The sequence below is a fragment of the Pseudorhodoplanes sp. genome (assembly GCF_035565795.1).
GTDB lineage: Bacteria > Pseudomonadota > Alphaproteobacteria > Rhizobiales > Xanthobacteraceae > Pseudorhodoplanes.
In genome coordinates, this window is record NZ_DATMRV010000002.1 from 1 (window position 1) to 23,784 (window position 23,784).

Sequence of the window (23,784 nt, forward strand, 5' to 3'; positions counted from 1 at the left end):
CGAGGAAGATTTGAAACTGCGCGGCGAAGGCGACGTGCTCGGTACGCGCCAGAGCGGCATGCCGTCCTTTCGGCTCGCCTCGTCCGAAGTGCACGGACACCTTCTGCCGGCGGCACGCGACGACGCGCGCTTGATCCTCACGCGCGATGCCGCGCTCGCAACCGAGCGCGGCAAGGCGTTGCGGATCCTGCTCTATCTATTCGAGCGCGACGATGCGATCAGATTGATCGACGCCGGGTAGTCACTCACCGAGCGGGTTCGGACCGAAGCGATTGGCGCCCGGTGTTCCTCGGCTGCACCACCACACGATCAGCACAATGGTGCCGATCAGCGGAATGAAATGCAGCAACTGCCACCAGCCGCTCCGGTCGATATCGTGTAGACGACGGGCGGCAATCGAAATATTCGGAATGATCGTCGCCAGCGAGAACAGCGAGTTGATCGGCATCCAGCTGTCGGAACCGAAAATCGCCATATCGAGTGCGCCCGTTACTATTCCGGCGATCACGCAAAACAAAATCCAGAACCAGAAAGCCGAACGCTGCGCGCGCCCGGAAAAATTCGCATAATTCTGAAAGCCATACCTGATGGCTTCGCTGAAGTTCATCGCCCCTCTCCCCGTTTAAACAATCAAGTACGCTCTTACGCGGCAGGCTCCTTCGTCGTGTCCTCGCGCGCGGACTGAGCGGTGCGCGCGGCAGCGGCCATAGCGGCCAGTTGAGCCTGATTTCCGTTCGGCGCCGGCGCACCCGGTTGGATCATGCCTGCTGACATGATCAGCGTCGCTGCCTGCTCGACGGGAATCTCAAGCTCGATGATATTCTTGCGCTGCACGTAAAAAAAGAAGCCGGTCGTCGGATTGGGTGTGCAGGGCAGGAATACCGAAATCTGATCGCCGTCCCCGGGAAGCCGGCTGGCGACATCGGCGCTCGGCGGCTGCGACAGAAACACGAGCGACCACATCCCGGGCGCCGGAAATTCGACCAGCCCCACTTTCCGGAAGCTTGTGCCCGATTTCGAGAACAGCATCTGGAAGACCTGCTTCACCGTCTTGTAGATCGGCCGCACGATCGGCATCCGGTCGATCAGATGATCGCCGAGCTGGATCAAGGTGCGTCCGACGAGGTTCGCGGTGAGGAAGCCGAGCAAGGTGATCGCAACCAGTGCGATCACGAGACCGGAACCCGGGATCTTCCACGGCAGGTAGGTCTCGGGACGGTACATCTCCGGGATCAGAGGCCGGACGGTATCATCGACCCAGGTCACGACAGCCGAGATCAGCCACGCGGTGATCGCGAGCGGTCCCGCCACGACAAGGCCAGTCAGGAAATAATTGCGCAGTCGAGCGCCCAGGCCGTGAGGCGGCAGGTCGGTCTCGACAATGTCCGGAGGCGTCTGGTCAGTCATGCTGTGCTTCGGCGGATCCCCTTGAACCGCCGTTATAGCCCAGTCGCGGCGCTTTGCGGCGGCTTGTGCCCGACTATTCCACGGTCACAGATTTAGCGAGGTTCCGCGGCTGGTCAATGTCCGTCCCGAGCGCGACGGCGGCGTTATAGGCCAGAAGCTGGATCGGCAGGGCGTAAATCAGCGGCGTCACCGAGCTGGGCATGTCCGGCAGCGTGATGGTGGTCACGCCCGGCATCGCGGCCTCGGCCGCGCCCCTGGCGTCGGTCAGAAGAATGATCCGCCCGCCGCGCGCCGCGACCTCCTGCATATTCGAGACGGTCTTCTCGAAAACCGCGTCGTGCGGCGCGGTCACGATCACCGGCATGGTTTCGTCGATCAGCGCGATCGGACCGTGCTTGAGTTCGCCCGCCGCATAGCCTTCGGCGTGGATATACGAAATTTCCTTCAGCTTGAGCGCACCCTCGAGCGCCAGCGGATAGCTCGTACCGCGGCCGAGATAGAGAACGTCGCGGCTCTTGCTGATGTCACGCGCCAGAATTTCGATGTCGCTCTCGCGCGTGAGCGTCTCGTTCATGAGACGCGGCACCTCGATCAGCGCGTGAACGAGCTTTCGCTCTTCCGCCTCGCTCAGGACACCGCGCGCACGTCCCGCAGCGATCGCAAGACACGCAAGCACGGCAAGCTGGCAGGTGAAGGCCTTGGTCGAGGCGACGCCGATCTCCGGGCCCGCGAGCGTCGGCATGATGATGCTGCTCTCGCGCGCGATGGTCGAAGTCTGGACATTGACGACACCCAGCACGTGCTGCCCCTGCTCCTTGGCATAGCGGAGCGATGCGAGCGTATCGGCAGTCTCGCCGGATTGCGACACGACGATCGTCAGATCGCCCTTGCGCAGCGGCGCCTCGCGGTAACGGAATTCCGACGCGACATCGATTTCGACCGGAATGCGCGCGTAGCGCTCGAACCAGTATTTCGCAACGAGACCCGCATAATAGGCTGTGCCACAGGCCGAGATCGAGACGCGTTGGAGTGCCTTGAAGTCGAAAGGCAGCTTGCCCGGCAGAACGACGCTTTCATTCGCCATGTCGAGATAATGCGACAGCGTGTGCGCGACGACTTCGGGCTGCTCGTGGATTTCCTTCGCCATGAAGTGGCGGTGATTGCCCTTGTCCACGAGGAACGCGGAGCCCGTGGTCTTGATCTGTGCGCGCTGCACCGCCTGACCGGCGGCGTCGAAGACCTGGACGCTGCCGCGACGAAGCACCGCCCAGTCGCCCTCTTCGAGATAGGAAATCGTATCGGTGAACGGAGCCAGCGCGATCGCGTCGGAGCCGAGATACATCTCTTCCGATCCGTGACCGATCGCCAGCGGAGAGCCCTTGCGCGCGCCGATCATCAGATCGTCTTCGCCCGCGAAGATGAAGGCGAGCGCGAATGCGCCGCGCAGCCGCGGCAGCGCCGCGCGCACGGCATCGATCGGCGCCTTGCCCTTCTTCATCTCTTCGGTGACGAGATGCGCGACGACTTCGGTATCGGTCTCGGTGCCGAATTGCGCGCCCTGCTTTTCGAGTTCGTCACGCAGCTCGCGGAAATTCTCGATGATGCCGTTATGCACGACCGCGAGGCGCTCGGTGGCGTGCGGATGCGCGTTATTCTCGGTCGGTTTGCCGTGGGTCGCCCAACGCGTATGGCCGATGCCGGCGAGGCCGGAGAGCGGCTCGCGGCCGAGCCGGTCCTGCAGGTTCTTCAGCTTGCCTTCGGCACGCCGACGCTCGAGATGGCCGTTCTCGACCGTCGCGATACCGGCGGAATCGTAGCCGCGATATTCGAGCCGCTTCAGCGCGTCGAGCAAGCTGCCCGCCACCGGCTCACGTCCAAGAATTCCGACAATCCCGCACATGCCGTGCCGATCCCCCGCCGAGATGATTCTCAATGGCCCTTGGCCGTTAGAAACGCTTCCGCTTCGCCGCGGTAATCACAATGCGTTTCCATCTGTAACCTGGGAGCGCGGCGGGGCACTCAACCGGCCTCATTCTTGCCCGCGGCCTTGAGGCTGCGCAAGCGAGAAGCCCAACCTTCCTTAACGACCTGACGGACACGCCCGAGCGCCAGCGAATCCGCGGGCACGTTCTCGGTGATGACCGAACCCGATCCGATATAGGCGCCGTCGCCGATATTCACCGGCGCCACCAGCGCCGAATTCGAGCCGACGAACGCGCCCTTTCCGATGTCCGTGCGGTGCTTGGCCGAACCGTCATAATTGCAGAAGATGGTGCCGGCCCCGATATTCGCACCTTCACCGACCCGCGCGTCGCCGATATAGGCAAGATGGTTGGCCTTCGCGCCGTCTTCGAGCACGGCTTGTTTCACTTCGACGAAATTGCCGATCTTCGCACCCTTGCCGATCCGCGCGCCGGGCCGCAGCCGCGCGAACGGACCGATCAGCGCGCCCTCGCCGATATGCGCCTCGGTCAGATACGAGAACGAATGGATGACGGCCTTCGCCTCCACCGTCACACCGGGACCGAACACGACATACGGCTCGATCGTCACGCCGCTCGCGAGCTTCGTGTCGGCCGACAGATAGACCGTCTCGGGCGCGGTCATGGTGACGCCCGCATCGAGCGCGGCCTGACGCAGCCGCCGCTGCAACACGGCTTCGGTTTCTGCGAGTTGGGTCTTGGTGTTGACGCCTCGCACATCATCCTCCTCGACTTCGACGGCAACGGCGCGCAGACCGGCTTCGTTCGCCAGTGCAACCGCGTCAGTCAGATAGAATTCCTTCTTGGCATTGGCATTGCCGATACGGTCGAGGAGCGCGAGCGCCTTCCGACCGTCGAGCGCCATCAGCCCGCCATTGCAAAGACCGATCGCCCGCTCCGCCTCGCTCGCATCGTTGTGCTCGCGGATTGCGACGAGCCGGCCGTTCTCCGTGATGAGGCGCCCGTAACCCGTCGGATCAGCCGGCGTAAAGCCGGCCACTGCAACCGCTGCCCCCTCCGCGATCGCCGCGCGGAGGCGCTGCAGCGTCTGCGCTCTCACCAGCGGCGTGTCGGCAAACACGACCAGAATGTCGTCGAACCCGCGTTCGAGCGCCGAGCGCGCCGCAAGCACCGCATGGGCGGTGCCGAGCCGCTCCATCTGCCGGGCGATTGACGCCTTCGGAAAGATGCGTCCGGCTTCCTTAGCCACCGCGTCATGATCGGGGCCGACCACGACCACACAATCGGATGCCCCGGCTCCCGCAACGGCCCGCAGGACATGCGCCAGCAGGGGCTCGTTGCCGATCGGGTGCAGCACCTTCGGCAGCGACGAGCGCATCCGCGTCCCCTCGCCCGCCCCAAGCACCACCGCCAGACATGTTCGTTCGGTCATCCAGAACCCCGTTTCAGCCCCGCGTCATAGCCCGACCGGATAGCGTAGAAAAGCTGCCCCGGCGGGCCAGCGGAGGCCGCTTCCTGCTAGATTCCGCAAGATGATTCGTCTGGACCTGCGAAAACCCGCCTCCACAATGCTGCCGGCCGCCCCCTTTGACGAGGATGCGACCGCCGACTCCGGCGCCCTGTTTCATCTCGGGGTCTGGGGTGGAATTGCGGCTGCGTGCCTGCTTGTGGTTGCGATCGTGGCCCGAACGGAAACCGGACATGCGCGTCTGGCGGCAGCCTACGCGTCCCTGACTGGCAATACCCAAGACACCCAGGTCGAGGACCGGCGAAAGGCCGAGCGTGAGCGCCAAGCCGAGGATGCCGAACGGATCGCCGAAACGATCCGCAATCTGACAGAGGATCGCGATCGCTTGCTGACGCGAATGTCCGCGCTTGAGCGCAACTACGAGGACGTCACAGGATCGATCGGCAAGCTCGCCAAGACCGCGAAACCAGCGGCCGAGCTGACACCGGTGCCTCCGGCCGAAGCCGCGGCCGCCGGCACTCCGCCGCCCCCGCCGGTTGCCTCCGCGCCGCCGCCACCCGCACCCACGGCGGCTCCGGTTGCATCGGCGGTCGCATCGGTCCCGGTCACGGCGGAGCCGGCCGAGCCGGCACCCGCCAGGGGCGAATTCGGGGTCGATGTCGGGGGCGCTCCAACCGTCGCCAGCCTGCGGACCGCCTGGGACCGCATCCGCCGCAATCACGCGGCGGTGCTGGAAGGGATGCGGCCGCTCATCGCCGTCCGCGACGGCCGCAGCGGACAGGTCGAACTGCGGCTGATCGTCGGCCCGATCGGCAACGCCGCGACGGCCACGAAGATCTGTGCCTCGCTCGCCGCCTCGGGATTGTCCTGCCAGCCGACGATGTTCGAGGGTCAGCGACTCGCGGTTCGCTGACGGCTTAAGACGCATGACATTGTCCGACCGTCTTCTGACCGGCATAGTGCGGCCATGACATCGCGCCCGCTCTTCGCCCCGACCGCCCGGCAGACCAACTGGCTGATTCTGCTCGGTCTGCTTTCGCTCGGCTATGCGCTCTACCTGCGCTACCTCGCGGTCGAGTTGTCGAGCGTCGGGCTCGCCTGTCAGGGCGGCCTTCAGACCTGGCTGTGCGCCACGCGTCAGTTCGTCATGACGCTGTTCAACAATTCGGTGTTCGGCTGGGTCGCCATCGGCGCTGCGACCATCAATCTGATCCGGCCGACCTTGCCGGTCTTTGCGCTCGGGCTCATGGCCGCCGCGTTCGGTGTCGTTCTTTATAATGTCGAATTATCCGCGCTCGCCGCGGCCCTGCTCGTCCTCAGCTTTGCACGGCCCGTGGCCATCGAAAGCGAACTAGACTGAGCGACAGCACAAGCAGCAACACGCAAAGCCAGACCGACTGCCAGTTCGCGACACTTTCATTAAAGAAGATGTAGATCGCGGACAGCGCGAGCGTCCCGGATGCGATCCGCTCGGCGAGTCCCGCGCCCGCAGATGCACGGCGAGACGACAGCGCTACCAGTGCAATGGGAACGATGGCAGCGGTCAGCGGCGCGAACGGAAAATCCTTGTAGCGCGGATCGAAAACCAGGCCGAGCGCGACCTGGATCGCGATGACCGTCGTCAGGACAACCAGCAATCCCGCAACCCGGTCCGCGCCTGAGAATGCGCCACGCGGTCGCCGGGTCAGGGTGTCGGCAAACGACGGCAATCCTTCGCCGCGCATCAGGACCGCGGCCAGAACGACCGGCGTGAGCCCGGCCAGAGCAACCAGCGCACCGGACCGGAGCCAGCCGCCGACACCGAGGCTCTCGTAGAACATGAGCTCGATCGCCCATCCGATCATGCTGCCGCCGGCAAAGGCGATCACGGCAATCGCGGTCCAGCACGCAAGCGTCGTCTCCCTGCGCCGGCTCCACAGCGCGACACCGAAAATCAGGGCCGCGAACGCAACGCCGCCGACGGCCTGCTGGCCCCAGCGCGGGTGGTTGGAGACCGGTTTGCCCCAGTCGAACTTCGCCTGGCGCGTCCCGTCGTCGAACAGCCCCCAATAGCCGCCGACCGTCCCCTCCAGACGACGCTTCCAGGGCTGGTCGAACGCTTCGATGACGTTAACCCGGTAGCCCTTGCGCTTGGCCACCGCGAGCACCTCCTGCAGGACCAGCGCCTGGTTGACCAGCGATGGCAAGGCGCCCTCGCGCATGCGCCCGGCACTCGGCCAGCCGGTCTCGCCGATCAGGATTTCCTTGCCGGGAAATGCCGCCGCCATCCGCTCGCGGATCGACTCGACATGCGGGGCGGCGGCCGCCGCGGAAATCGGGAAGTCTTCCCAATAAGGCAGGATGTGGATCGTCACGAAGTCGACGGCGTTGGCGAGGTCGCGATGGCGAAGCCAGAACTCCCACACATCGGCATAGGTGACCGGCATGCCGGTCCGGCTTTTCACCTCGCGAAGGAAGGCCGCAACATTATCGGCGGACAGTTCGCCCCTCAGCAGAACCTCGTTGCCGACCACCACCGCCTGGATCACGTCCGGGAATTGCTTGGTCAGCCTGACAATCGTCTCGACCTGATCGCGGTTCTTCTCCGGGTTACTCGACAGCCAAAGCCCCTGAATGACCTTGAGCCCGACCTTTCGGGCGATCTCGGGCACCTGAACGAGGCCATGCTCGATCGAATAGGTGCGGATGCAATCAGTCAGAGTTTTGAGTCGGACCAGGTCATCCTCAATTTGTGCGGCTGCGATGTAAGTATCGGGCCGCAATGGCGATTGCTCACCACGAAACGGTGCGTAGGACAGGCATTGCAGCTTTTCGCTCGCCGCGCTTGTGGCAGGCATCGCGACCGGACGGCCAAGCCACCACCATAGCAGCGCGATCAGGATCGCAACGGCAGTCAGAAACACCGCCGGGATCAGCGTCCCGGTTAACGTGCGTTCATGCATCAAGGGTCGTCGTCCGAACTCTTCGGCTTAGGCCATCGCACGAACACCGTTCGACGCCAAATCACCGTTGCCACCGCTACCTTCTGTCACGGCAAAGCTGGACAAAATGTAGGAAAGACGGAAATCTTATCTGGTCGGAACAAAGCCGTATTGCCGACGGAATCCGATGTAGACTGATGACATCAACAACCAACATCGCGCTCAAGCGCCAGAGTTATCCGCCATCATGCCGTTCCGCCGACCCTACGCTCTCTCCGCCCTTTGCCTTGCCGTGCTTGTCGGTATCTCCCCGGCCGTGGCGCAGAACGAACAGGCCGACAAGGCCAAGCAGCAGGCGGCGGAGCAGGCCAAGAAGGAAGCCCAGCGGCTGAACGATCTGGCGGAAGTTTCCAAGCAACTGACCGGTCCCGCAGGTAACCCGGAATGCGTCTGGGTCGGCCGCCGCGTCGTCCACCGCCTCTTCCAGGACGACCTCGATACGGCCTTCCGGCATATGGACCTGTATGATCGCTTCGGCTGCCCCGGCGGTCACATCCAGGCAGCCTTCCGTTGCGTCGTGAAGCAGGGTCCGGTCGTCGACGCTAAGGCCGAAAACATCCTTAGCCGCGTCCATTCATGCTGGGTTAATCCAGCATCGCCGCCTCCGCCAGCCGCCGCAGCCACTACGCCGCAGGCAGGAACAACCACTCAGTAACGTCGTTGTCGTATGGCGAAACGACGTCAGCGTTATCGTCATTAATTCGCCATGCCGCAGTGCAATTGAAAATTTGGCTCACCTGAGCTATCTGACTGTCGTAGCAGGCACTTGTCCCAGGGGACGGGGCAGTGACCTTCACCCAGCCCCGCTTGGTTTCGCGTTCTATGCGCCTCGTCGCGGTCGTCGTCGCGCTCGTTGCCTGTGTGCATGCAGGGCTGTGGGCATTTTCCGAAAAGCGAATCCCGGCACCGGATATCCAGGGCCCGCTCGCGAGCGTGTCCTACGGTAAGCATCCCGAAGTGCAGGTTGGTCTGCAGGAGATCCGGTCAGACCTTCGGGTGCTCGCGCCGCACACGCGTGCGGTGCGCACTTACTCATCCACCAAGGGCCTCGAGCTGGTCCCGCGGGTCGCAGCCGAATCCGGTCTGCGAGTGACCGCAGGCGCGTGGCTTGGCGGCAGCCTTGATGACGCCGAGTGGCAGGGCAAGGGTCCGGACGCGACCAACGGCAAGCGCTACCGGGAACGGATGGCATCCCGTGCACGCAACACCGCGGAGTTGAATGCGGTGATCGACATCGCGCGACGCAACTCCAACATCGACGGACTCGTGCTCGCGAACGAAGCGATCTACCGCGGCGAGACCATCATGTACGACAACGAAACGTTGTCGCCTGAAGAAGTCGAACTTGTCCGCGCCGCCGCTCAGGTGTCGAAGGCGGAAGAGACTCGCGTCAAGGAACGAATCAACGTCGGTCGTCTGATCAAGACGATCCGTGACGTTAAGCGTCAGGTGTCGGTGCCGGTCACGACCGGTGAAATCTGGAGCGTGTGGCGCGACCATCCGGAACTGGTGGCAGCCGTCGATTATATCGCCGTGCACATCCTGCCCTATTGGGAAGGCGCGCCCGACCAGTCCGCGGTCGACGCCGCGATCGGCGGCTACAATCAGCTTCGCCAGATGTATCCCGGCAAGCGCATCGTGATCGCCGAGTTCGGGTGGCCGAGTGCGGGCTACAATTTCAAGCTCGCGCAGCCCGGCTATTTCGAGCAGGCACACGTGATCCGCGATTTCGTCTCGCGCGCGAACGCCATCGGCATCGATTACAACATCATCGAAGCGCTGGATCAGCCCTGGAAGATCTCCGAAGGCAGCGTCGGCGCGTACTGGGGTCTGTTCAACGACGCCGGTCAGCAGAAATTCTCGTGGACCGGCCCCATCACCGATCCGGACTTCCGCAAGCTCGCCCTGCTCGCGATCCTGCTCGGCGTGCTGTTCTCGCTGCCGCTGCTTGCTATGAGCGTGACGCTGACCGAAGCCGCCGTGCTCGCGGTTGCAGCCCACGTCGTGGGCGCGTGGTTCGCGGCGGTGTTCGCATTCTGGAAGGGCCATTATTTCGTCTGGGGCGAAGCTTTCGCGCTCGGCCTCGGCGTCGTGCTGCTGGTGCCGCTCGTCCTCATCGCGATGACCCGCATCGAGGAGATCGCCGCGATCGCCTTTGGCCGCAAACCGCGCCGCCTGCTGCAGGTCCCTTCGCCGTCGCTGGCGCCGGACGCACCGGCCTACGCCCCGAAGGTGTCGATCCACGTCCCGGCCTACAAGGAAGAGCCGGAGATGCTGAAGGCTACGCTCGATGCTGTGGCGGGCCTCAACTATCCGAATTTCGAGTGCATCGTCATCATCAACAACACGCCGGACCCCTATTACTGGGAGCCGATCGAGGCGCACTGCAAGACGCTTGGCGATCGCTTCATCTTCCTGCGCGAAGACAAGGTCGAGGGATTCAAAGCCGGCGCGTTGCGTATCGCGCTCGAGAAGACGGCGCCCGATGCCGAAATCATCGGCCTCATCGACGCCGACTATGTCGTGGCGCCGAGCTGGCTCTCCGACCTCGTGCCCGCATTCGCCGATCCGAAAGTTGGCCTCGTGCAGGCGCCGCAGGAGCATCGTGACGGCGACCGTACGCTGATGCACTACGCCATGGCGGGCGAGTATGCCGGCTTCTTCGACATCGGCATGGTGGAGCGTAACGAAAAGAACGCAATCATCGTGCACGGCACGATGTGCCTGATGCGCCGCGCCGCGCTGGAAGCCGCCGGCAACTGGTCGAGCGACACCATCTGCGAGGACACCGATCTGGGCCTCACCATGATCGAGCTCGGCTGGTCGACGCATTACACCAACCGCCGCTACGGCTTTGGCCTGCTGCCGGACACCTTCAACGCCTTCAAGAAACAGCGCCACCGCTGGGCCTATGGCGGTTGCCAGATCGTCAAGAAGCATTGGCGGCGTTTCCTGCCGGGCGTCTCCAGCCTGACCCGCGAACAGAAGCGCGCCTTCCTGTTCGGCTGGATGAGCTGGCTCGGAGCGGAAGCGCTCGGTGTGCTCGTAGCGCTCGCGAACCTCATCTGGGTGCCGGTCGTCGCCTTTGCCGAAATCGGCATTCCGGCGAAGATCCTCACCGTCCCGATCCTGGCTTCGTTCGCGGTCACGCTGCTGCATTTCGGTGTGCTGTATCGCCTGCGCGTTGCGATCCCGAAGAAGCAGATGCTCGGTGCCGTGTTCGCCGCGATGTCGGTTCAGCTCACCGTTGCGCTCGCGGTTGTCGATGGACTGATCAAGGATCACCTGCCGTTCAACCGGACAGCCAAGGGCAATCGCGCCCGCAAGCCGGTTCAGTTCGACGGCTTCTGGGAGCTGGTGCTAGGCTCGCTGCTGATCATCGGCGCGATCGTGCTGGTCGCGAACAACCCGCTGCACATCACGGAGATCTATCTCTTCGCGATCGTGCTGGTGGTGCAGAGCCTGCCGTTCCTGTCGGCTGCGGGTATCGCCGCGATCGAAGGACGCCGGATCAACGAGTTCGCGTTCTGGACGGGTCTGCAGCCCAAGGTGCTGGCCGCGCTTCGCCGCCGCCCCGCCGAGATTGGGCAAACGCCGGTCATCGCGAATGCGATCGCCGAGGTGCACGCTGCGGCGCCTGGCGAGAAGCAGCCCGAGACGGTTCAGTAGGCCAACGGCACTTTACCGAGTTGCGAACGGCCCCGCGAAAGCGGGGTCGTTTCATTTGGGGCGCTCGAACGCACCCTGCCTACGCCGGCAACGCCGTTTCAACGAGCCGCACCCAGTAGGACGAACCCACCGGGATCACGTCGTCATTGAAGTCGTAGGCCGGGTGATGGAGGCCCGCGCTGTTCTCGCCATTACCGACAAAGATGAAAGCGCCCGGTCGCGCATTGAGCATGTAGGAGAAATCCTCCGCACCCATCATCGGCGGAAGATCCGCGTTTACGCGGCCCTGTCCAGCGATCTCGGATGCGACCTGTGCCGCGAACGCGGTCTGATCGGCGTGGTTCACCGTGACCGGGTAGCCGCGATGGTAGCGCACCCGCGCGGTTGCACCGTGGAGCTTCGCGACGCCGTCGCAGATTTCCTTCACGCGGGTCTCGAGCTGGTCGCGCACCGTGTCGGTCAAGCTGCGGATGGTGCCCTTCAATGTCGCAGTCTGCGGGATGACGTTGTTGGTCGTGCCGGCCTGGAAGACGCAGATCGAGACGACGCCCGATTCAAGCGGGTCGACATTCCGCGACACGATCGACTGCAACTGATTGACCATCTGCGCACCGACCAGGATCGGATCGATGCCCAGATGCGGCCGCGCCGCGTGCGCGCCCTTCCCCTCGATCTCGATCTCGACATAGTCCGCCGCCGCCATCATCGGCCCGATCCGCATGCCGAATTGCCCGACCGGCATGCCGGGATAATTGTGCATGCCGTAGACCTCCTCGATTCCGAAGCGGTCCATCATCCCGTCATTGACCATTTCCTTGCCACCACCGCCGCCTTCCTCCGCCGGCTGGAAGATCACGACCGCCGTGCCGCCGAAATTGCGGGTCTCGGCAAGATATTTGGCGGCGCCGAGCAGCATGGCGGTATGCCCGTCATGGCCGCAGGCATGCATTTTCCCCGGCACGGTCGATTTGTAGGGCAGCCCGGTCGCCTCCTCGATCGGCAGGGCATCCATATCGGCCCGCAGGCCGATGACCCTGGCGCGCCCGCCCCCGGCCTCCTTACGCCCCTTGATGACCCCGACAACCCCGGTCCGGCCGATCCCCGGCACCACCTCGTCGCAGCCGAACGCCTTCAGCTTCTCCGCGACCGAGGCCGCAGTGCGATGCACGTCGAACAAAAGCTCCGGATTGGCGTGCAGATCGCGCCTCCAGGCCGTGATTTCGGGATGAAACTCGGCAATACGGTTCACGATCGGCATGGCAAGGCTCCGGCGGTCTTTGGGGATCGGCAGCCAGTAAATCCTGCCGGACGCTGAGGGGCAACCGCGAGGTTCTGCGACAGCCTCGCCTCACCGGGGCCGGCGCTCTCGCATCCATTCCCCGGGGACAAAGGGCGACTTTTTCGTTGTCCCGCCCGCGAACTCGGCTTATGTGTCCGCCCAGCCGTTCGCGGCAGATGGCTCGCGCGGCATCTCCCATTCGCCCCGCCAGCCTGATCCGGATCGCTCCGGGAGCCTGTAGCTCAGTCGGTAGAGCAACTGACTTTTAATCAGTAGGTCATGGGTTCGAATCCCATCGGGCTCACCAATAAGGTGCTGATAACGAAGACAGAATTGTTACAGCCTTTTTTCTCGACGGTTCCGTGTAATGACTGTCGCCACCGAGTCGCCGCGGCTACCGCCAACTACTTATTTGAGCGAACTGGATTGTTGGGCGGTTGGCGCACCGGAAACACATGGGATGCGCCGAAAGCAGAATCACTTATGAGCCTCGCCTCGTTGCAGGCTATTGATGATCGGAGTCACCGTCGCGACTTCCTGCGACATGCGGTCCCGCAACGCCCGCGGCGAAGTGTCCTTCCGAACAATCATCTGCAGCTTATCGAGTGCCAGCTTCACCTCGCTTGAGCGCAGCGCCTTGCTGAGGTCTGCGTGCAGCTTTTCGACAACCTCAGAAGGCGTCTCGCCCGGTGCGAGGAGCATGAACCATGCGTCGAATGTTACGGTCGGGAATCCCAGATCAGCCATGGTGGGGAGATCTCCAAAGCCAGGCACCGCAATGCGCGTTCCGCGCTCGGCTGTCGATGCGATCGGCCTCAGCTTGCCAGCATCGATCATCGACTTGACCGAGGCGTAACTCGCAAACAGCATGTCGACACGCCCAGTGGATACCTCTGTCGCGGCGGGTGCTGCACCACGAAACGGGACATGAACCAGCGACAGGCCGGAGGCCTTCGCGAGCAATTCTCCGAGGATATGGCCGCCCGTGGCAACGCCTTGCGATCCATAGGTCAGGCCGCCCCGCTTGCTCTTCCCGGCGTCGATCAGGTCCTGCACCGAGCGAATGGCGCTATCCGCCGGCACGACAAGGATCAGCGGGTATTCCCACAGCATCAGAACAGGCTTGAAATCCTTGGTCGCATCATATCCCACGTTGTTCAGCAAGGCATTGGCGCAGCATCCGCCATTGTCCAGAACCACCAGCGTGCTTCCATCCGGAGGCGATTGCTTGACCGCCAGCGCAGCAACGGTACCACCCCCGCCCGGCCGGTTCTCCACCACGACCTGACGACCGGTAACCTCCGTATAGGCCTTCGCCAGCAGCCGCGATCCGGCATCAGTCGCTCCTCCCGGAGCGAGGCTGACGACGATCCTGAGGGGTTGATCAGTCGAAGGCTGTGCAGACGCAGGGCCAGTCAGCGCGACGCCCAAAGCGATGATGCCGACAGTCGCCCGCGCGTTCACGCGCCACCATGACGCCACATCGTTGTCTGTTCTGGCTGCTCTGCGAAACACGTCTTTTCTCCCTTCTGATATCCCTCGCGCGTGCACGGGTTTGCCCCGACGCAAGAGCTTTGTTTTGCGCGGCGCGGGACCTTTCGCCCGTCACTGCGTTGGCTTTCGCTCGTCACCGGATCGCGGCGCATCGCGCGCCGCGCCGGACACCGAGCGATTTGTCGGGTCAGAGGACGATGTTGATGACTTTGGTTTCGGTGTAGCTCAGCATCTCCTCGATGCCTTCCTCGCGACCGACCCCGCTGTTCTTCATACCGCCGAACGGCACTCCGAGATAATGCGGTCCAGCTCCGTTGATCCAGATGTGCCCGGCGTTAATCCGGCCGGCCGTCTTGAGGGCATTCTTTAGATCGCGCGTCCAGATCGCGGCCGTCAGCCCGTATTCGACGCCGTTCGCAAGCTTGATGGCCTCATCAATCGAATTCCAGCGACAAACCGACAGTACGGGTCCGAAGATCTCCTCGCGCCAGATCCGCATCTTCGGATCGACCTCTGCGAACACCGTGGGCCGGACCCAATATCCCTTTCTGAACAACTCGCCTTCGGGCCGGCTGCCGCCGGTCGCCAATCGAGCGCCTTCATTGCGACCGCTCTCGATGAAATCCATTACCTTGCGATACTGGCCGGCGGAGTTCAGCGGCCCCATTTCGCTCTCTTCCCGCATTGGGTCGCCCACGCGCAGGCGCGAGACGATGTCGGTGATGCGCTCGACAACGGCATCGTAAATGTCTTCGTGCAGCATCAGCCGGCTGGTTGAACCGCAGGACTGGCCTTGCCAGGTGAAGTTCATGCCCTTGACCGCGGCGCGCGCGATCTCGTCCGGATCGCAATCCGGGAACACGATCATCGGGTTCTTGCCACCGAGTTCGAGCGTAACATGCTTGACGCAAACTTCGGCGGCCGCTCGTTGGATGGCGAGTCCGGTCCCGACCGAACCGATAAACGCGATACGCTTGATTTCAGGATGACGCACGATCGCATCGCCGACGGTCGCGCCGGATCCGGTCAGGATATTGAATATGCCTGCCGGTAACGCTTCCTGTGCGATCTGCGCGAGAATCATCGCCGAAAGCGGACTCGTCTCCGGCGGCTTAACGATGACGGCATTGCCAGCCGCCAGCGCTGCAGCCGTTCTCGCCACCGCGAACATCACCGGATGGTTGAAAGGGACAATGCGCGCGACGACGCCGTATGGCTCTCTGACCGTCAGATGCAGATGGTTGGGCGTCGCAGGAATAGTCTCGCCCTTCAATTCATGCGCGATGCCGGCGTAATAATTGAGGCTGTCGACCGCGTGCCCGACATCGCCCCGCATCGGATTGATGGTGTTGCCGGTGTCGGCGACCTCGACCTGCAGAATTTCTTCCGCACGTTCGCGGACCTTTTCGCCAAAGGCGCGCATGACCTCGCCGCGCTCTTTTGGCGATCGCGCCGCCCAGGCCGGCCAGGCGCGTTGCGCCGCCTCTACCGCCCGATCGACATCCGCCTTGGTCCCGGCCGGGACGCGGCCGATGGCCGATTCATTTGCCGGATTGAGCGACTCGTCCCATGAACCGCTTGTGCTTTCGACCAACTCGCCGCCGATCAGCATCCGGTCTGCTTTTGTAACATAGCCCAAGGCAGCTACTCCTCTCTTTGTCGTCCACTTTCTTATTCTGATCGATCAGACGCTCAGGTACTTGGCCTGGATCTCGGTCGCGGCCCGAAGCTCGTCGGATGTTCCGCGCCAGACAATTTCGCCCCGCTCAAATATCAGATGACGATGTGCCAACTTCGAAATGGCATCGATGTCCTTGTCGATGATGATCATCGAAAGTCCCGATTTTCGAAGCTCGGCAAGTCGATCCCAGATTTCCTGGCGGATCAGCGGAGCAAGCCCTTCCGTAGCCTCGTCGAGGATCAGGAGAGTCGGATTGGTGACAAGCGCGCGTGCGATCGCGAGCATCTGCTGCTCGCCGCCCGAAAGTCGGTTTCCCGGGTTTCGCAATTTCTCCGCCAGTCTCGGAAACAGCTCAAGAACGCGTTCACATGTCCATGGATCCGCAACCGCACGCCGATTTGCGAAAGCCATCTGCAGGTTTTCGAGTACGTTGAGGTTTGGAAAAATCCGCCGCCCCTCCGGCACAAGCCCGATCCCGCGGCGCGGTATCTGATAGGGCGGAATCCGGTCGATGCGCTCTCCCGCGAACCTGATCTCGCCGGACGAAATCCGCGACATGCCGACGATAGAGCGAACGGTCGTGGTCTTCCCCATTCCATTGCGCCCAAGCAGCGCAATCGCCTCGCCCTCCTGAAGATCGAACGAGACGTCGAACAGCACCTCACTCAAACCATAAGAGGTCCGTATGCCTGAAACTTCCAGCAGCATCAGTGCACCGAACCGGCATGTCCAAGATATGCCGCCTGCACCTTCTTGTCGGACCGGATCGCATCCGGCTCCCCCGTCGCAATGATCTGGCCCGACACAAGCACGGACAGCCGGTCAGCAAGCGCGAAGACGGCGTCCATATCGTGCTCGATCAAAACAATCGTGTGATGCTGCTTCAGTTGGCGGAGCAACTCAGTCATCCGCGCGCTGTCCTGCCGCCCCATACCGGCCATTGGCTCATCAAGGAGCAGAAGCTTCGGTTTCATCGCAATCGCCATCGCCAGTTCAAGCTGACGTCGTTCGCCATGGGACAGCTCCGCAACGAGATCATTCGCCCTCTGCGACAGGCCGACCGCCTCAAGCGCAGCATATGACGGCTCGGTCAAGCCGACATCGCCGGCCGCATCCCTGAAGAAGCGGAAGCTGTGCCCTTGTTGCATCTGCGTCGCGATCGCCACATTGTTCAGCGCGGTCATCTCCGGAAACACCGAGGTGATCTGAAAGGTCCGCGCCATCCCGATTTTCGCGCGGGCATGGCGTGGCAGCCGCGTGATGTCGCGACCGTCGAACATCAATTCCCCGGCGTCGGGCCGTATCTCGCCCTGAAGCAGATTGATGAGCGTGGTCTTACCCGCGCCGTTTGGCCCGATCAGGGCGTGCGTCTCGCCCGGCCGGACACAGAGCGAAATATTGTTGGAAGCGAGAAGGCCACCGAACCATTTGCTCAGTCCCCTGGTCTCCAGCAGGAAGCTACCCACGGTTTCGCCTCCCGATTGCGAAGATCAAGCGCTTCCAGAGCTCCGCCAATCCTTCATTGAGGAACAGAGTGACCAGAATGATGAAAACACCGATCAACAGGAGCCAGTGTATAGTCCATGCCGAGAACACAAGCTCGAGCATCACCCAGACAACGGCGCCGAGGATCGGACCCCAGACCATGGCAATTCCGCCCAGCACCGCGATGATCGCCAGATCGCCGGACCGCAGCCAGGCGAGATCGGCCGGGCTGACAAATTTTTGTCCCACCGCGAACAGCGCGCCACCAAGGCCGGCGAGAACGCCGGAGATGACAAACGCCGCCAGCTGGTAGGGATATGCGTTGACGCCCAGAGCAGCCGCACGCGTTTCGTTCTGGCGCAACGCGATGAGCACCATGCCAAAGCGGCTTTTGACGATCAGATCGAGCAACACCAGCACGACGACCAGCGCGGCGAGACAGATGTAAAAGAAGCCGACCTGCGCCGGCAGCGGCACCCCGCCGAAATGCAGGTCGCTGAGCAACTGAAGGCCGTCCTGCCCGCCATAGGGCTCCGCCGCGACCGCCAGATAATACAGCATCTGGTTGAACGCGAGGGTGATCATGATGAAATAGATCCCCTTGGTGCGCACACAGATCGCGCCGGTCACAAGCGACAAAACCGCGACGACGACGAGCGCAAGCGGAATCGAAACGAGAAGGTTGCCCGTGCCCGGGATACTCAATCCCGCGATATTCAACGCGTCGCCGTTGAGCTCATGGTGCGCGAGAACTCCGACGACATAGCCCGCAATGCCCATGAAGGCCGCGTGCATCAGGCTGACCAGTCCTCCAAACCCAAGAATGAGGTTGAGCGCAGCCGCTGCGATGCCGAGATTGATGGCCCGCATGAAGACACGGATGAAAAACGGATCCTCGAGCGCAAGGCAAACTGGCGGAACCAGCGCCAGCAGCCCGACAATGATAAAGGCGGGCAAGCGGTCTAGAACGAACCGCCCAGGCATCGCCGGAAGCTTGATTGAGCGCGGGTCATGCATGGGCGGAAAACAGTCCGGTAGGGCGCCAGGCGAGGACCGCCGCCATGAAGATAAAGATGACCATGCTCCCGATCGCCGGCGGCAGGAGGACCCGTCCGAAGGTATCGACGATGCCCACCATCAGCGCTGCTATAAATGCACCGCGAAACGACCCGACCCCGCCGATCACCATGACCACCAGTGCGAGCACGAGCACCGGCTCGCCCATGCCGACTTGAACCGCAACGATTGGTCCGGCCATAATTCCCGCGAGTCCCGCGAGAGCACCTCCGACCGCAAACACGATCGAGAAGACCTTCGGCACATTGACACCCAGGGCGAGCGCCATCGGACGATCGCTTGCCCCGGCTCTCACCCACATGCCTACCCGGGTGTGAGAGATGGCGAGATAGAGCGCCAGCGCAACCATGATGCCAACAATGAGCACGGTGAGGCGATAGGTCGGGTACCGAACACCCGGCAGCAACTCGACAAAGCCCGACAGATACTTCGGAATCGGGAGCGAGACCGGAACGACGCCCCAGATGATCCGCGTCATCTCGTCGAAGATAAAGATCAGGCCGATCGTGATCATCACGTGATCGAGATGGGTCCGTGTGTAGATGAAACGCAGAAGACCGAGTTCGATCGCCACAGCCACGAGGCCGGTAATGACAACGGCGATCACCACGCCAGCGATGAAGTCACCGGTCATGACCACGAAGGTCGAGGCGACGAATGCCCCGACCATATAGAAGGAGCCGTGCGCGAGATTCACGAGGTTCATGATCCCGAACACGAGCGTTAGACCCGCGGCCATCAGAAACAGCATGACGCCGAGTTGAATGCCGTTCAGTGTCTGCTCGAGCGCAAGCACAATACCCATGGAGTCCGGCTCTTCTTCCTAATGTCCGACGGAGCCTTGACGAGACTCCGCCGGATCACTCAAGAAACAATCAGGGCTTGGCCATCTTGCATTCGTGGGCATAGGCGTCGCTCTTGTCGCGAAGAACCACCTCGCGCGACACCTGCTCGACCTTGCCGTCCTTCTCGACGACTTCCAGCCGGTAGAAGTCCTGAATCGGGAAGTGATTGTGATTGAACTTGAAGTTGCCGCGGACCGAATTGAAGTTCGCCTGCTCCAGCGCAGCAATGAGCGCCGGACGATCTGCCACTTTTCCGCCAACCTGCTTGATCGCCGCATCCAGCAACTGGGCCGCGTCGTAGGAATAAGCGGAATAGAACGACGGTTCGTAACCGAATTTCTTTACAAAGGCTTCGCGGAAACGCTTGTTGGCCGGATTATCGAGATCGCGATGATATGAAGCGGTCTGGAATGTCCCCGAAGCCGCATCGCCGATGGCGGTCAAGGTCGTATCGTCGATCGATGACGCCGAATAGAGCGGTATGTCCTTGGACACGCCCGATTGCGCATATTGTTTGACGAAATTGATCGCGAAGCCGCCCGGATAGAACACATAAACCGCTTCAGGCTTCACCTGCCTGATTTGGGCAATCTCCGCCGCGAAATCGAGCTGGTTCAGCGGGGTGTAGACTTCTCCGGCGATTTCACCCTTGAACCTGCGCTTGAAGCCGTTCAGCGTTTCTTTGCCCGCAAGATAGTTCGGCGCCAGGATATAAACGCGCTTCAGGCCCTTGTCCTGCAGGTATTGGCCCATCGCTTCGTGCGGCTCTTCATTCTGCCAGGACGTCGAGAAGTAATATGGCGAGCATTGCTTGCCGGCGATGATGGACGGACCGCCCACGGGGCCGATCATCGGAATCTTTGCGTTGGTGATCGGCTTGTAGGCCGCCATGATGACGCTCGAGAAGAACGGTCCGACCATCACATCGACCTTGTCGCGCTCGATCAGCTCATTGGCAGCCTGGAGCCCGAGGTCCGGCTTCGCCTGATCGTCCTTTGCGACGACAGTCGCGGGCACACCGCCCAGCTTGCCGCCGTTCATGTCGAGAAACAGGTTGAAGCCGTCGAGGCCCTGCTTGCCCGTCACCGCTACCGTTCCGGACAGCGGGGCTATGAAGCCGATCTTGAGCTGTTGCGCGTGTCCCGGCACGGCTCCGGAGAAGAACGTTCCCACAGCAAGCGCGATTGCCGGGGCCACAGGGTACTTTCGGAATTTCAGTTCGAACATTTGTCTTCCTCCTCTCGAGTTGTCCGTCAGGCGGCTTCTTTTTGGTTGCTGGAGATCATTGCGTGCCGACACCGAATATCGGCTCGGGGCGACCACGAACGTCGGATGGAAGCACCAGCACGCACCCGGATAGAGGTTGCGCGGCAAGTTCTTCGTCGGTCAGTTTCATCGTTCCTGTTGTGATGAAGATGGTCCGGTAGTCGGGGCCACCGAAGGTCAGACTGGTCGGGCGCCGGACCGGCAGGCGAACAACGCGCTCGACACGACCGTCAGGATCGTATCGCTTGATCTGCCAACCATCGATCTGGGCATTCCAGACGAACCCGACCTCATCGACGGTAAGGCCGTCCGGGAATCCTTCGCCTTCGGGAATCTCCGCGAAGACCCGCCGGTTGCCGACGACCCCGGTCTCGTTGTCATATTCGTACGTCCAGATCCGGCGCTGGAAGGAGTCTGCGAAATACAGCGTCCGCCAGTCCCAGCTCCATCCAAGCGCATTCGGCATGGCAATACGATCTTGCAGGATTGCGGCCGACGCTCCGGCAATGCTGTACAGCTTGCCGTCTGGCGCGAAGCCGGGATCTTCCACCGATCCGACCAGAAGCCTCCCGCGGCAATCGACCTTGCTGTCATTCAGCCGATAAGCAGGACGTCCCGCCTCGGGATGAACAATCGGATCAAGCTCCCCTGTCGCAGGGTCGAACTTCATGACCCCGTTCCGCAGCGAAACGACGAAGCGTCCACCATCGGCGCGACATATCGCTCCGATCTCGGACGGCATGGTCCAGGTCTGAAGCGTGGCGAGCCGGAAATCGTACCGCAGGACGCGCGGATTCTTGATGTCCACCCAGTAAAGCGACTGATCGTCCGGGGACCATAGCGGCGATTCACCGATGGCTGCCTTCACATTCGACAGGGGTTGAACAGCTGCGCTTTCAGCCATTGGTCCGGCGCACTTTCTTCGCCTGCGCGTCCGGAGTCTCCGTTGCGTTCGACGCATCGACGAATAGTGGTGCTGGCGACCACGCACTCGGACGCTGGCCGTCGAACAGCAGCGGCGCCTGAACGCAACGGACTACCGTGCCGTCGGCAAGCGTCATCGGCTTCAGGCTGCCCAGCGCTTCGAGCTGGGGATCGGCGAAGACGTCCCCGATCCGATGGACAGGCGCAAACGGCACATCCTGCTCTTCCAGGCGCTCGACCCATTCCGCGCGCGTGCGCGTCGTGAACCGCTTCTGCAGTTCGTCCGACAGGATCAGATAGCTCTCGATCCGTGCCTTGCGCGTAGCAAACCGGCTGTCATCGCCAAGTTCTACCGCCTCGATCGCATTGAGCAGACCACGCCAGAACTTGTCAGGAGAACTCAGATGGATCGCAATGAGCTTTTCATCGGCGCATCGCAGCACATAGCATTGCGAGAACGAGACGCGCGTATAGGGACTGTTGTGCAGTCCGAGCATTTCCAAGTTCATCAAGGAGTCGGGCATGAATGCGACCGACGCCTCCAGCATGTTGACTTCGATCTTCCGCCCCTTCTGGGTCGTCTGCCGCTCCAGCAACGCGGCCATGATGCCGTAACAGGCATACATGCCGGTCACGTTGTCCGAAATCGTCGTTCCGGACATTCGCGGCGCATCGGGATCAATCGACAGCCCCATGATCCCGCTCAGTGCCTGACCGACCGTGTCGTAAGCGGGACGATCCCGATACGGCCCACTCTCACCGAACCCGGTGATCGAACAATGGATGATGCGCGGATTTCGCTTCTGAAGAACCTGAGAGCTGAGTTTCAGGCGGTCGAGCACGCCTGGCCGGAAATTGTCGAGCACCACATCGGCGTCATCCACAAGCCGGAGCAGCGCCTCGCGCCCCTCATCGGTCTGGAGATCAAGCACAACACTGGTCTTGTTGCGATTGAACGACACAAAATGCGGGCTGTAGAGCGAACCGTTGAAGCTGCGAAACGGATCGCCTCCGCCATTTCGCTCAACCTTGATCACCTCCGCCCCAAGGTCTGCGAGCATCATCGCGGCTAACGGGGCCGTGATCATCGTTCCAAGATCGATGACCTTGATATTGGATAGTGGCGCTACCATCCGACCGTCTTTCAATTTCAGCGCTTCACTGCCTCGTGGCCACCAAGGCCTGGGCGGAACTTGCCTTTGTTGAAGTCCCCGATGCCCTCGTTGCGCCAGGCGTCCCCCTGCCTCAAGGTCATCTCGGCTTCTTTAGCGGTGATGAAGTTCAAAGCCGCATCCATCGGCATTTCGAGCGAGAAGCGATAGCCATCCTTGGTCGCTTTCAGCGCCACCGGATCCTTGCCGGCGATTTCCTTGGCGATCGCCATGGTCTCCGCCTCAAGTCGACTCAGCGGAAACGACATGTTGACTAGGCCAATTCTCGCTGCCTCCTGCCCGCCGAACGGGCGGCCGGTGAGGCCATAGAACAGCGCATCGCGCGGGCGCAGCAGGTTTGCGAGCGACTTGCTGACGCTGCCGCCCGGAAAGCCTTTGAAGTTGATCTCCGAAAGACCGAGCTTTGCCTCATCCGCAGCGAAGGCCAGGTCGCAGCCCTCCACGATCGAGAACGCACCGCCGAAGCAAAATCCGTTGATCATCGCAATGGTCGGCTTTGGAAAGTGCCGCAGCGTGCGCGAGCGCCATTCCGTCGCCATGCGATAGACGCGATCGTATTCCTCAGGCCGGTCTTTGAGTTCGGCGAAGAACTCCTTCAAGTCCATCCCGGCGCAGAAGGAATCGCCGGCCCCGGTGATCACGAGAACCTTCGCTGCCGGCTCGTATCTCAGCTGTTCGAGCACATCCACTATGTCCCGATGCAATTGCGGGCTCATGGCATTCTTCTTCTGCGGCCGGTTCAGCACGACTTTGGCAACACCGTCGCTGATTTGGACCTCGATGGTCTGCTTCTTCATCTCGCCTGCTCACTTCTCTTTGATCGCTATGCGCGCCCGCGAAGAATTTCGCGTGCCAGCACCATCCGCATGACCTCGACCGGACCTTCCGTGATCATAAAGCTGCGTGCATCGCGCCACATCTTCGAGATCGGCATCTCGACAGCGAGGCCCATGCCGCCGTGGATCTGCATGCACCGGTCTGCGACCCAGAAGCCGAGCTCCGTTCCTGCAATCTTCGCCATGAAACTTTCATGCCGCGAGAGCATTCCCGCATCCGACCGCGCCGCCGTCTGATACACGAGAAGCTGAACCAT

At 62.2% G+C, this 23,784-nt stretch carries 21 protein-coding genes, 1 tRNA gene and 1 pseudogene; 6 read left to right on the plus strand and 17 right to left on the minus strand.

Features of this window, described 5'->3' with window-relative positions; genetic code table 11:
* Positions 1 to 241: pseudogene (locus VNZ93_RS00025) on the plus strand (ATP-dependent DNA helicase RecG); the annotation flags it as partial.
* Here the strand turns inward: VNZ93_RS00025 and VNZ93_RS00030 are convergent.
* From VNZ93_RS00030 to glmU, 4 genes are all read right to left on the minus strand, one after another.
* Positions 242 to 607 (minus strand): DUF805 domain-containing protein, encoded by a 366-nt coding sequence (locus VNZ93_RS00030; RefSeq protein WP_325698257.1) that lies wholly within the window; start codon positions 605 to 607, stop codon positions 242 to 244. It abuts the pseudogene before it with no gap.
* Between the two features lie 35 nt (positions 608 to 642).
* Positions 643 to 1,407, minus strand: coding sequence for a DUF502 domain-containing protein (locus tag VNZ93_RS00035; protein ID WP_325698259.1), 765 nt, complete (start codon positions 1,405 to 1,407; stop codon positions 643 to 645).
* A 73-nt stretch (positions 1,408 to 1,480) separates the two neighbouring features.
* Positions 1,481 to 3,307 carry a glutamine--fructose-6-phosphate transaminase (isomerizing) gene (gene glmS / locus VNZ93_RS00040; RefSeq protein WP_325698262.1) on the minus strand — a complete coding sequence of 609 codons (1,827 nt, stop codon included), beginning with the start codon at positions 3,305 to 3,307 and terminating at the stop codon, positions 1,481 to 1,483.
* 119 nt (positions 3,308 to 3,426) lie between these two features.
* Complete coding sequence (gene glmU / locus VNZ93_RS00045) at positions 3,427 to 4,782, minus strand: bifunctional UDP-N-acetylglucosamine diphosphorylase/glucosamine-1-phosphate N-acetyltransferase GlmU (RefSeq protein WP_325698265.1); 1,356 nt, start codon at positions 4,780 to 4,782, stop codon at positions 3,427 to 3,429.
* Positions 4,783 to 4,882: 100 nt separating this feature from the next.
* On the opposite strand from glmU, the gene VNZ93_RS00050 reads away from it, so the two are divergent.
* A complete protein-coding gene (locus VNZ93_RS00050; RefSeq protein WP_325698268.1) occupies positions 4,883 to 5,731 on the plus strand; it encodes a hypothetical protein in 849 nt (282 codons plus the stop codon).
* 54 nt (positions 5,732 to 5,785) lie between these two features.
* The gene (locus VNZ93_RS00055; protein WP_325698271.1) at positions 5,786 to 6,178 is read left to right on the plus strand and encodes a hypothetical protein; all 393 of its coding nucleotides are present in this window, start codon (positions 5,786 to 5,788) and stop codon (positions 6,176 to 6,178) included.
* Here the strand turns inward: VNZ93_RS00055 and VNZ93_RS00060 are convergent.
* Positions 6,135 to 7,760 carry a beta-(1-6) glucans synthase gene (locus VNZ93_RS00060; protein ID WP_325698273.1) on the minus strand — a complete coding sequence of 542 codons (1,626 nt, stop codon included), beginning with the start codon at positions 7,758 to 7,760 and terminating at the stop codon, positions 6,135 to 6,137. The genes VNZ93_RS00055 and VNZ93_RS00060 overlap by 44 nt on opposite strands.
* A 226-nt stretch (positions 7,761 to 7,986) precedes the next feature.
* Between VNZ93_RS00060 and VNZ93_RS00065 the strand changes: the two genes are divergently transcribed.
* Both VNZ93_RS00065 and VNZ93_RS00070 read left to right on the plus strand, forming a co-directional pair.
* A complete protein-coding gene (locus VNZ93_RS00065) occupies positions 7,987 to 8,454 on the plus strand; it encodes a beta-1-3, beta-1-6-glucan biosynthesis protein (RefSeq protein ID WP_325698276.1) in 468 nt (155 codons plus the stop codon).
* Positions 8,455 to 8,621: 167 nt separating this feature from the next.
* Positions 8,622 to 11,468: a glycosyltransferase gene (locus tag VNZ93_RS00070; RefSeq protein ID WP_325698279.1), complete on the plus strand. Its 2,847-nt coding sequence runs from the start codon at positions 8,622 to 8,624 to the stop codon at positions 11,466 to 11,468.
* A gap of 79 nt (positions 11,469 to 11,547) precedes the next feature.
* Here the strand turns inward: VNZ93_RS00070 and VNZ93_RS00075 are convergent, their stop codons facing one another.
* Positions 11,548 to 12,726: a M20 aminoacylase family protein gene (locus VNZ93_RS00075; RefSeq protein ID WP_325698283.1), complete on the minus strand. Its 1,179-nt coding sequence runs from the start codon at positions 12,724 to 12,726 to the stop codon at positions 11,548 to 11,550.
* 252 nt (positions 12,727 to 12,978) lie between these two features.
* Between VNZ93_RS00075 and VNZ93_RS00080 the strand changes: the two genes are divergently transcribed.
* Positions 12,979 to 13,054, plus strand: a tRNA-Lys gene (locus VNZ93_RS00080).
* A 170-nt stretch (positions 13,055 to 13,224) separates the two neighbouring features.
* Here VNZ93_RS00080 and VNZ93_RS00085 read toward each other — a convergent pair.
* The 11 genes from VNZ93_RS00085 to VNZ93_RS00135 all read right to left on the minus strand — a co-directional run.
* On the minus strand, positions 13,225 to 14,262 hold the full coding sequence (locus tag VNZ93_RS00085) for a tripartite tricarboxylate transporter substrate binding protein (RefSeq protein WP_325698286.1): 1,038 nt from the start codon (positions 14,260 to 14,262) through the stop codon (positions 13,225 to 13,227).
* Positions 14,263 to 14,428: 166 nt separating this feature from the next.
* On the minus strand, positions 14,429 to 15,880 hold the full coding sequence (locus VNZ93_RS00090; protein WP_325698288.1) for an aldehyde dehydrogenase family protein: 1,452 nt from the start codon (positions 15,878 to 15,880) through the stop codon (positions 14,429 to 14,431).
* 45 nt (positions 15,881 to 15,925) lie between these two features.
* Positions 15,926 to 16,630, minus strand: coding sequence for an ABC transporter ATP-binding protein (locus tag VNZ93_RS00095; protein WP_325698291.1), 705 nt, complete (start codon positions 16,628 to 16,630; stop codon positions 15,926 to 15,928).
* Positions 16,630 to 17,388: an ABC transporter ATP-binding protein gene (locus VNZ93_RS00100; protein WP_325698294.1), complete on the minus strand. Its 759-nt coding sequence runs from the start codon at positions 17,386 to 17,388 to the stop codon at positions 16,630 to 16,632. The genes VNZ93_RS00095 and VNZ93_RS00100 overlap by 1 nt, the downstream gene beginning before the upstream one ends.
* Positions 17,381 to 18,364 (minus strand): branched-chain amino acid ABC transporter permease, encoded by a 984-nt coding sequence (locus tag VNZ93_RS00105; protein ID WP_325698297.1) that lies wholly within the window; start codon positions 18,362 to 18,364, stop codon positions 17,381 to 17,383. Before VNZ93_RS00105 ends, VNZ93_RS00100 begins: the two co-directional genes overlap by 8 nt.
* A 52-nt stretch (positions 18,365 to 18,416) precedes the next feature.
* Complete coding sequence (locus tag VNZ93_RS00110) at positions 18,417 to 19,283, minus strand: branched-chain amino acid ABC transporter permease (RefSeq protein WP_325698313.1); 867 nt, start codon at positions 19,281 to 19,283, stop codon at positions 18,417 to 18,419.
* A gap of 76 nt (positions 19,284 to 19,359) precedes the next feature.
* Positions 19,360 to 20,556 (minus strand): ABC transporter substrate-binding protein, encoded by a 1,197-nt coding sequence (locus VNZ93_RS00115; protein WP_325698300.1) that lies wholly within the window; start codon positions 20,554 to 20,556, stop codon positions 19,360 to 19,362.
* A gap of 55 nt (positions 20,557 to 20,611) precedes the next feature.
* Positions 20,612 to 21,499, minus strand: coding sequence for an SMP-30/gluconolactonase/LRE family protein (locus VNZ93_RS00120; protein ID WP_325698302.1), 888 nt, complete (start codon positions 21,497 to 21,499; stop codon positions 20,612 to 20,614).
* Entirely contained in the window at positions 21,492 to 22,652 is a 1,161-nt protein-coding gene (locus tag VNZ93_RS00125; protein WP_325698305.1) for a CaiB/BaiF CoA-transferase family protein, read from the minus strand. The genes VNZ93_RS00120 and VNZ93_RS00125 overlap by 8 nt, the downstream gene beginning before the upstream one ends.
* A 17-nt stretch (positions 22,653 to 22,669) precedes the next feature.
* Positions 22,670 to 23,488 (minus strand): p-hydroxycinnamoyl CoA hydratase/lyase, encoded by an 819-nt coding sequence (locus tag VNZ93_RS00130; RefSeq protein WP_325698308.1) that lies wholly within the window; start codon positions 23,486 to 23,488, stop codon positions 22,670 to 22,672.
* Positions 23,489 to 23,514: 26 nt separating this feature from the next.
* The coding region (locus tag VNZ93_RS00135) for an acyl-CoA dehydrogenase family protein (protein WP_325698310.1) at positions 23,515 to 23,784 on the minus strand (270 nt) is incomplete at its 5' end.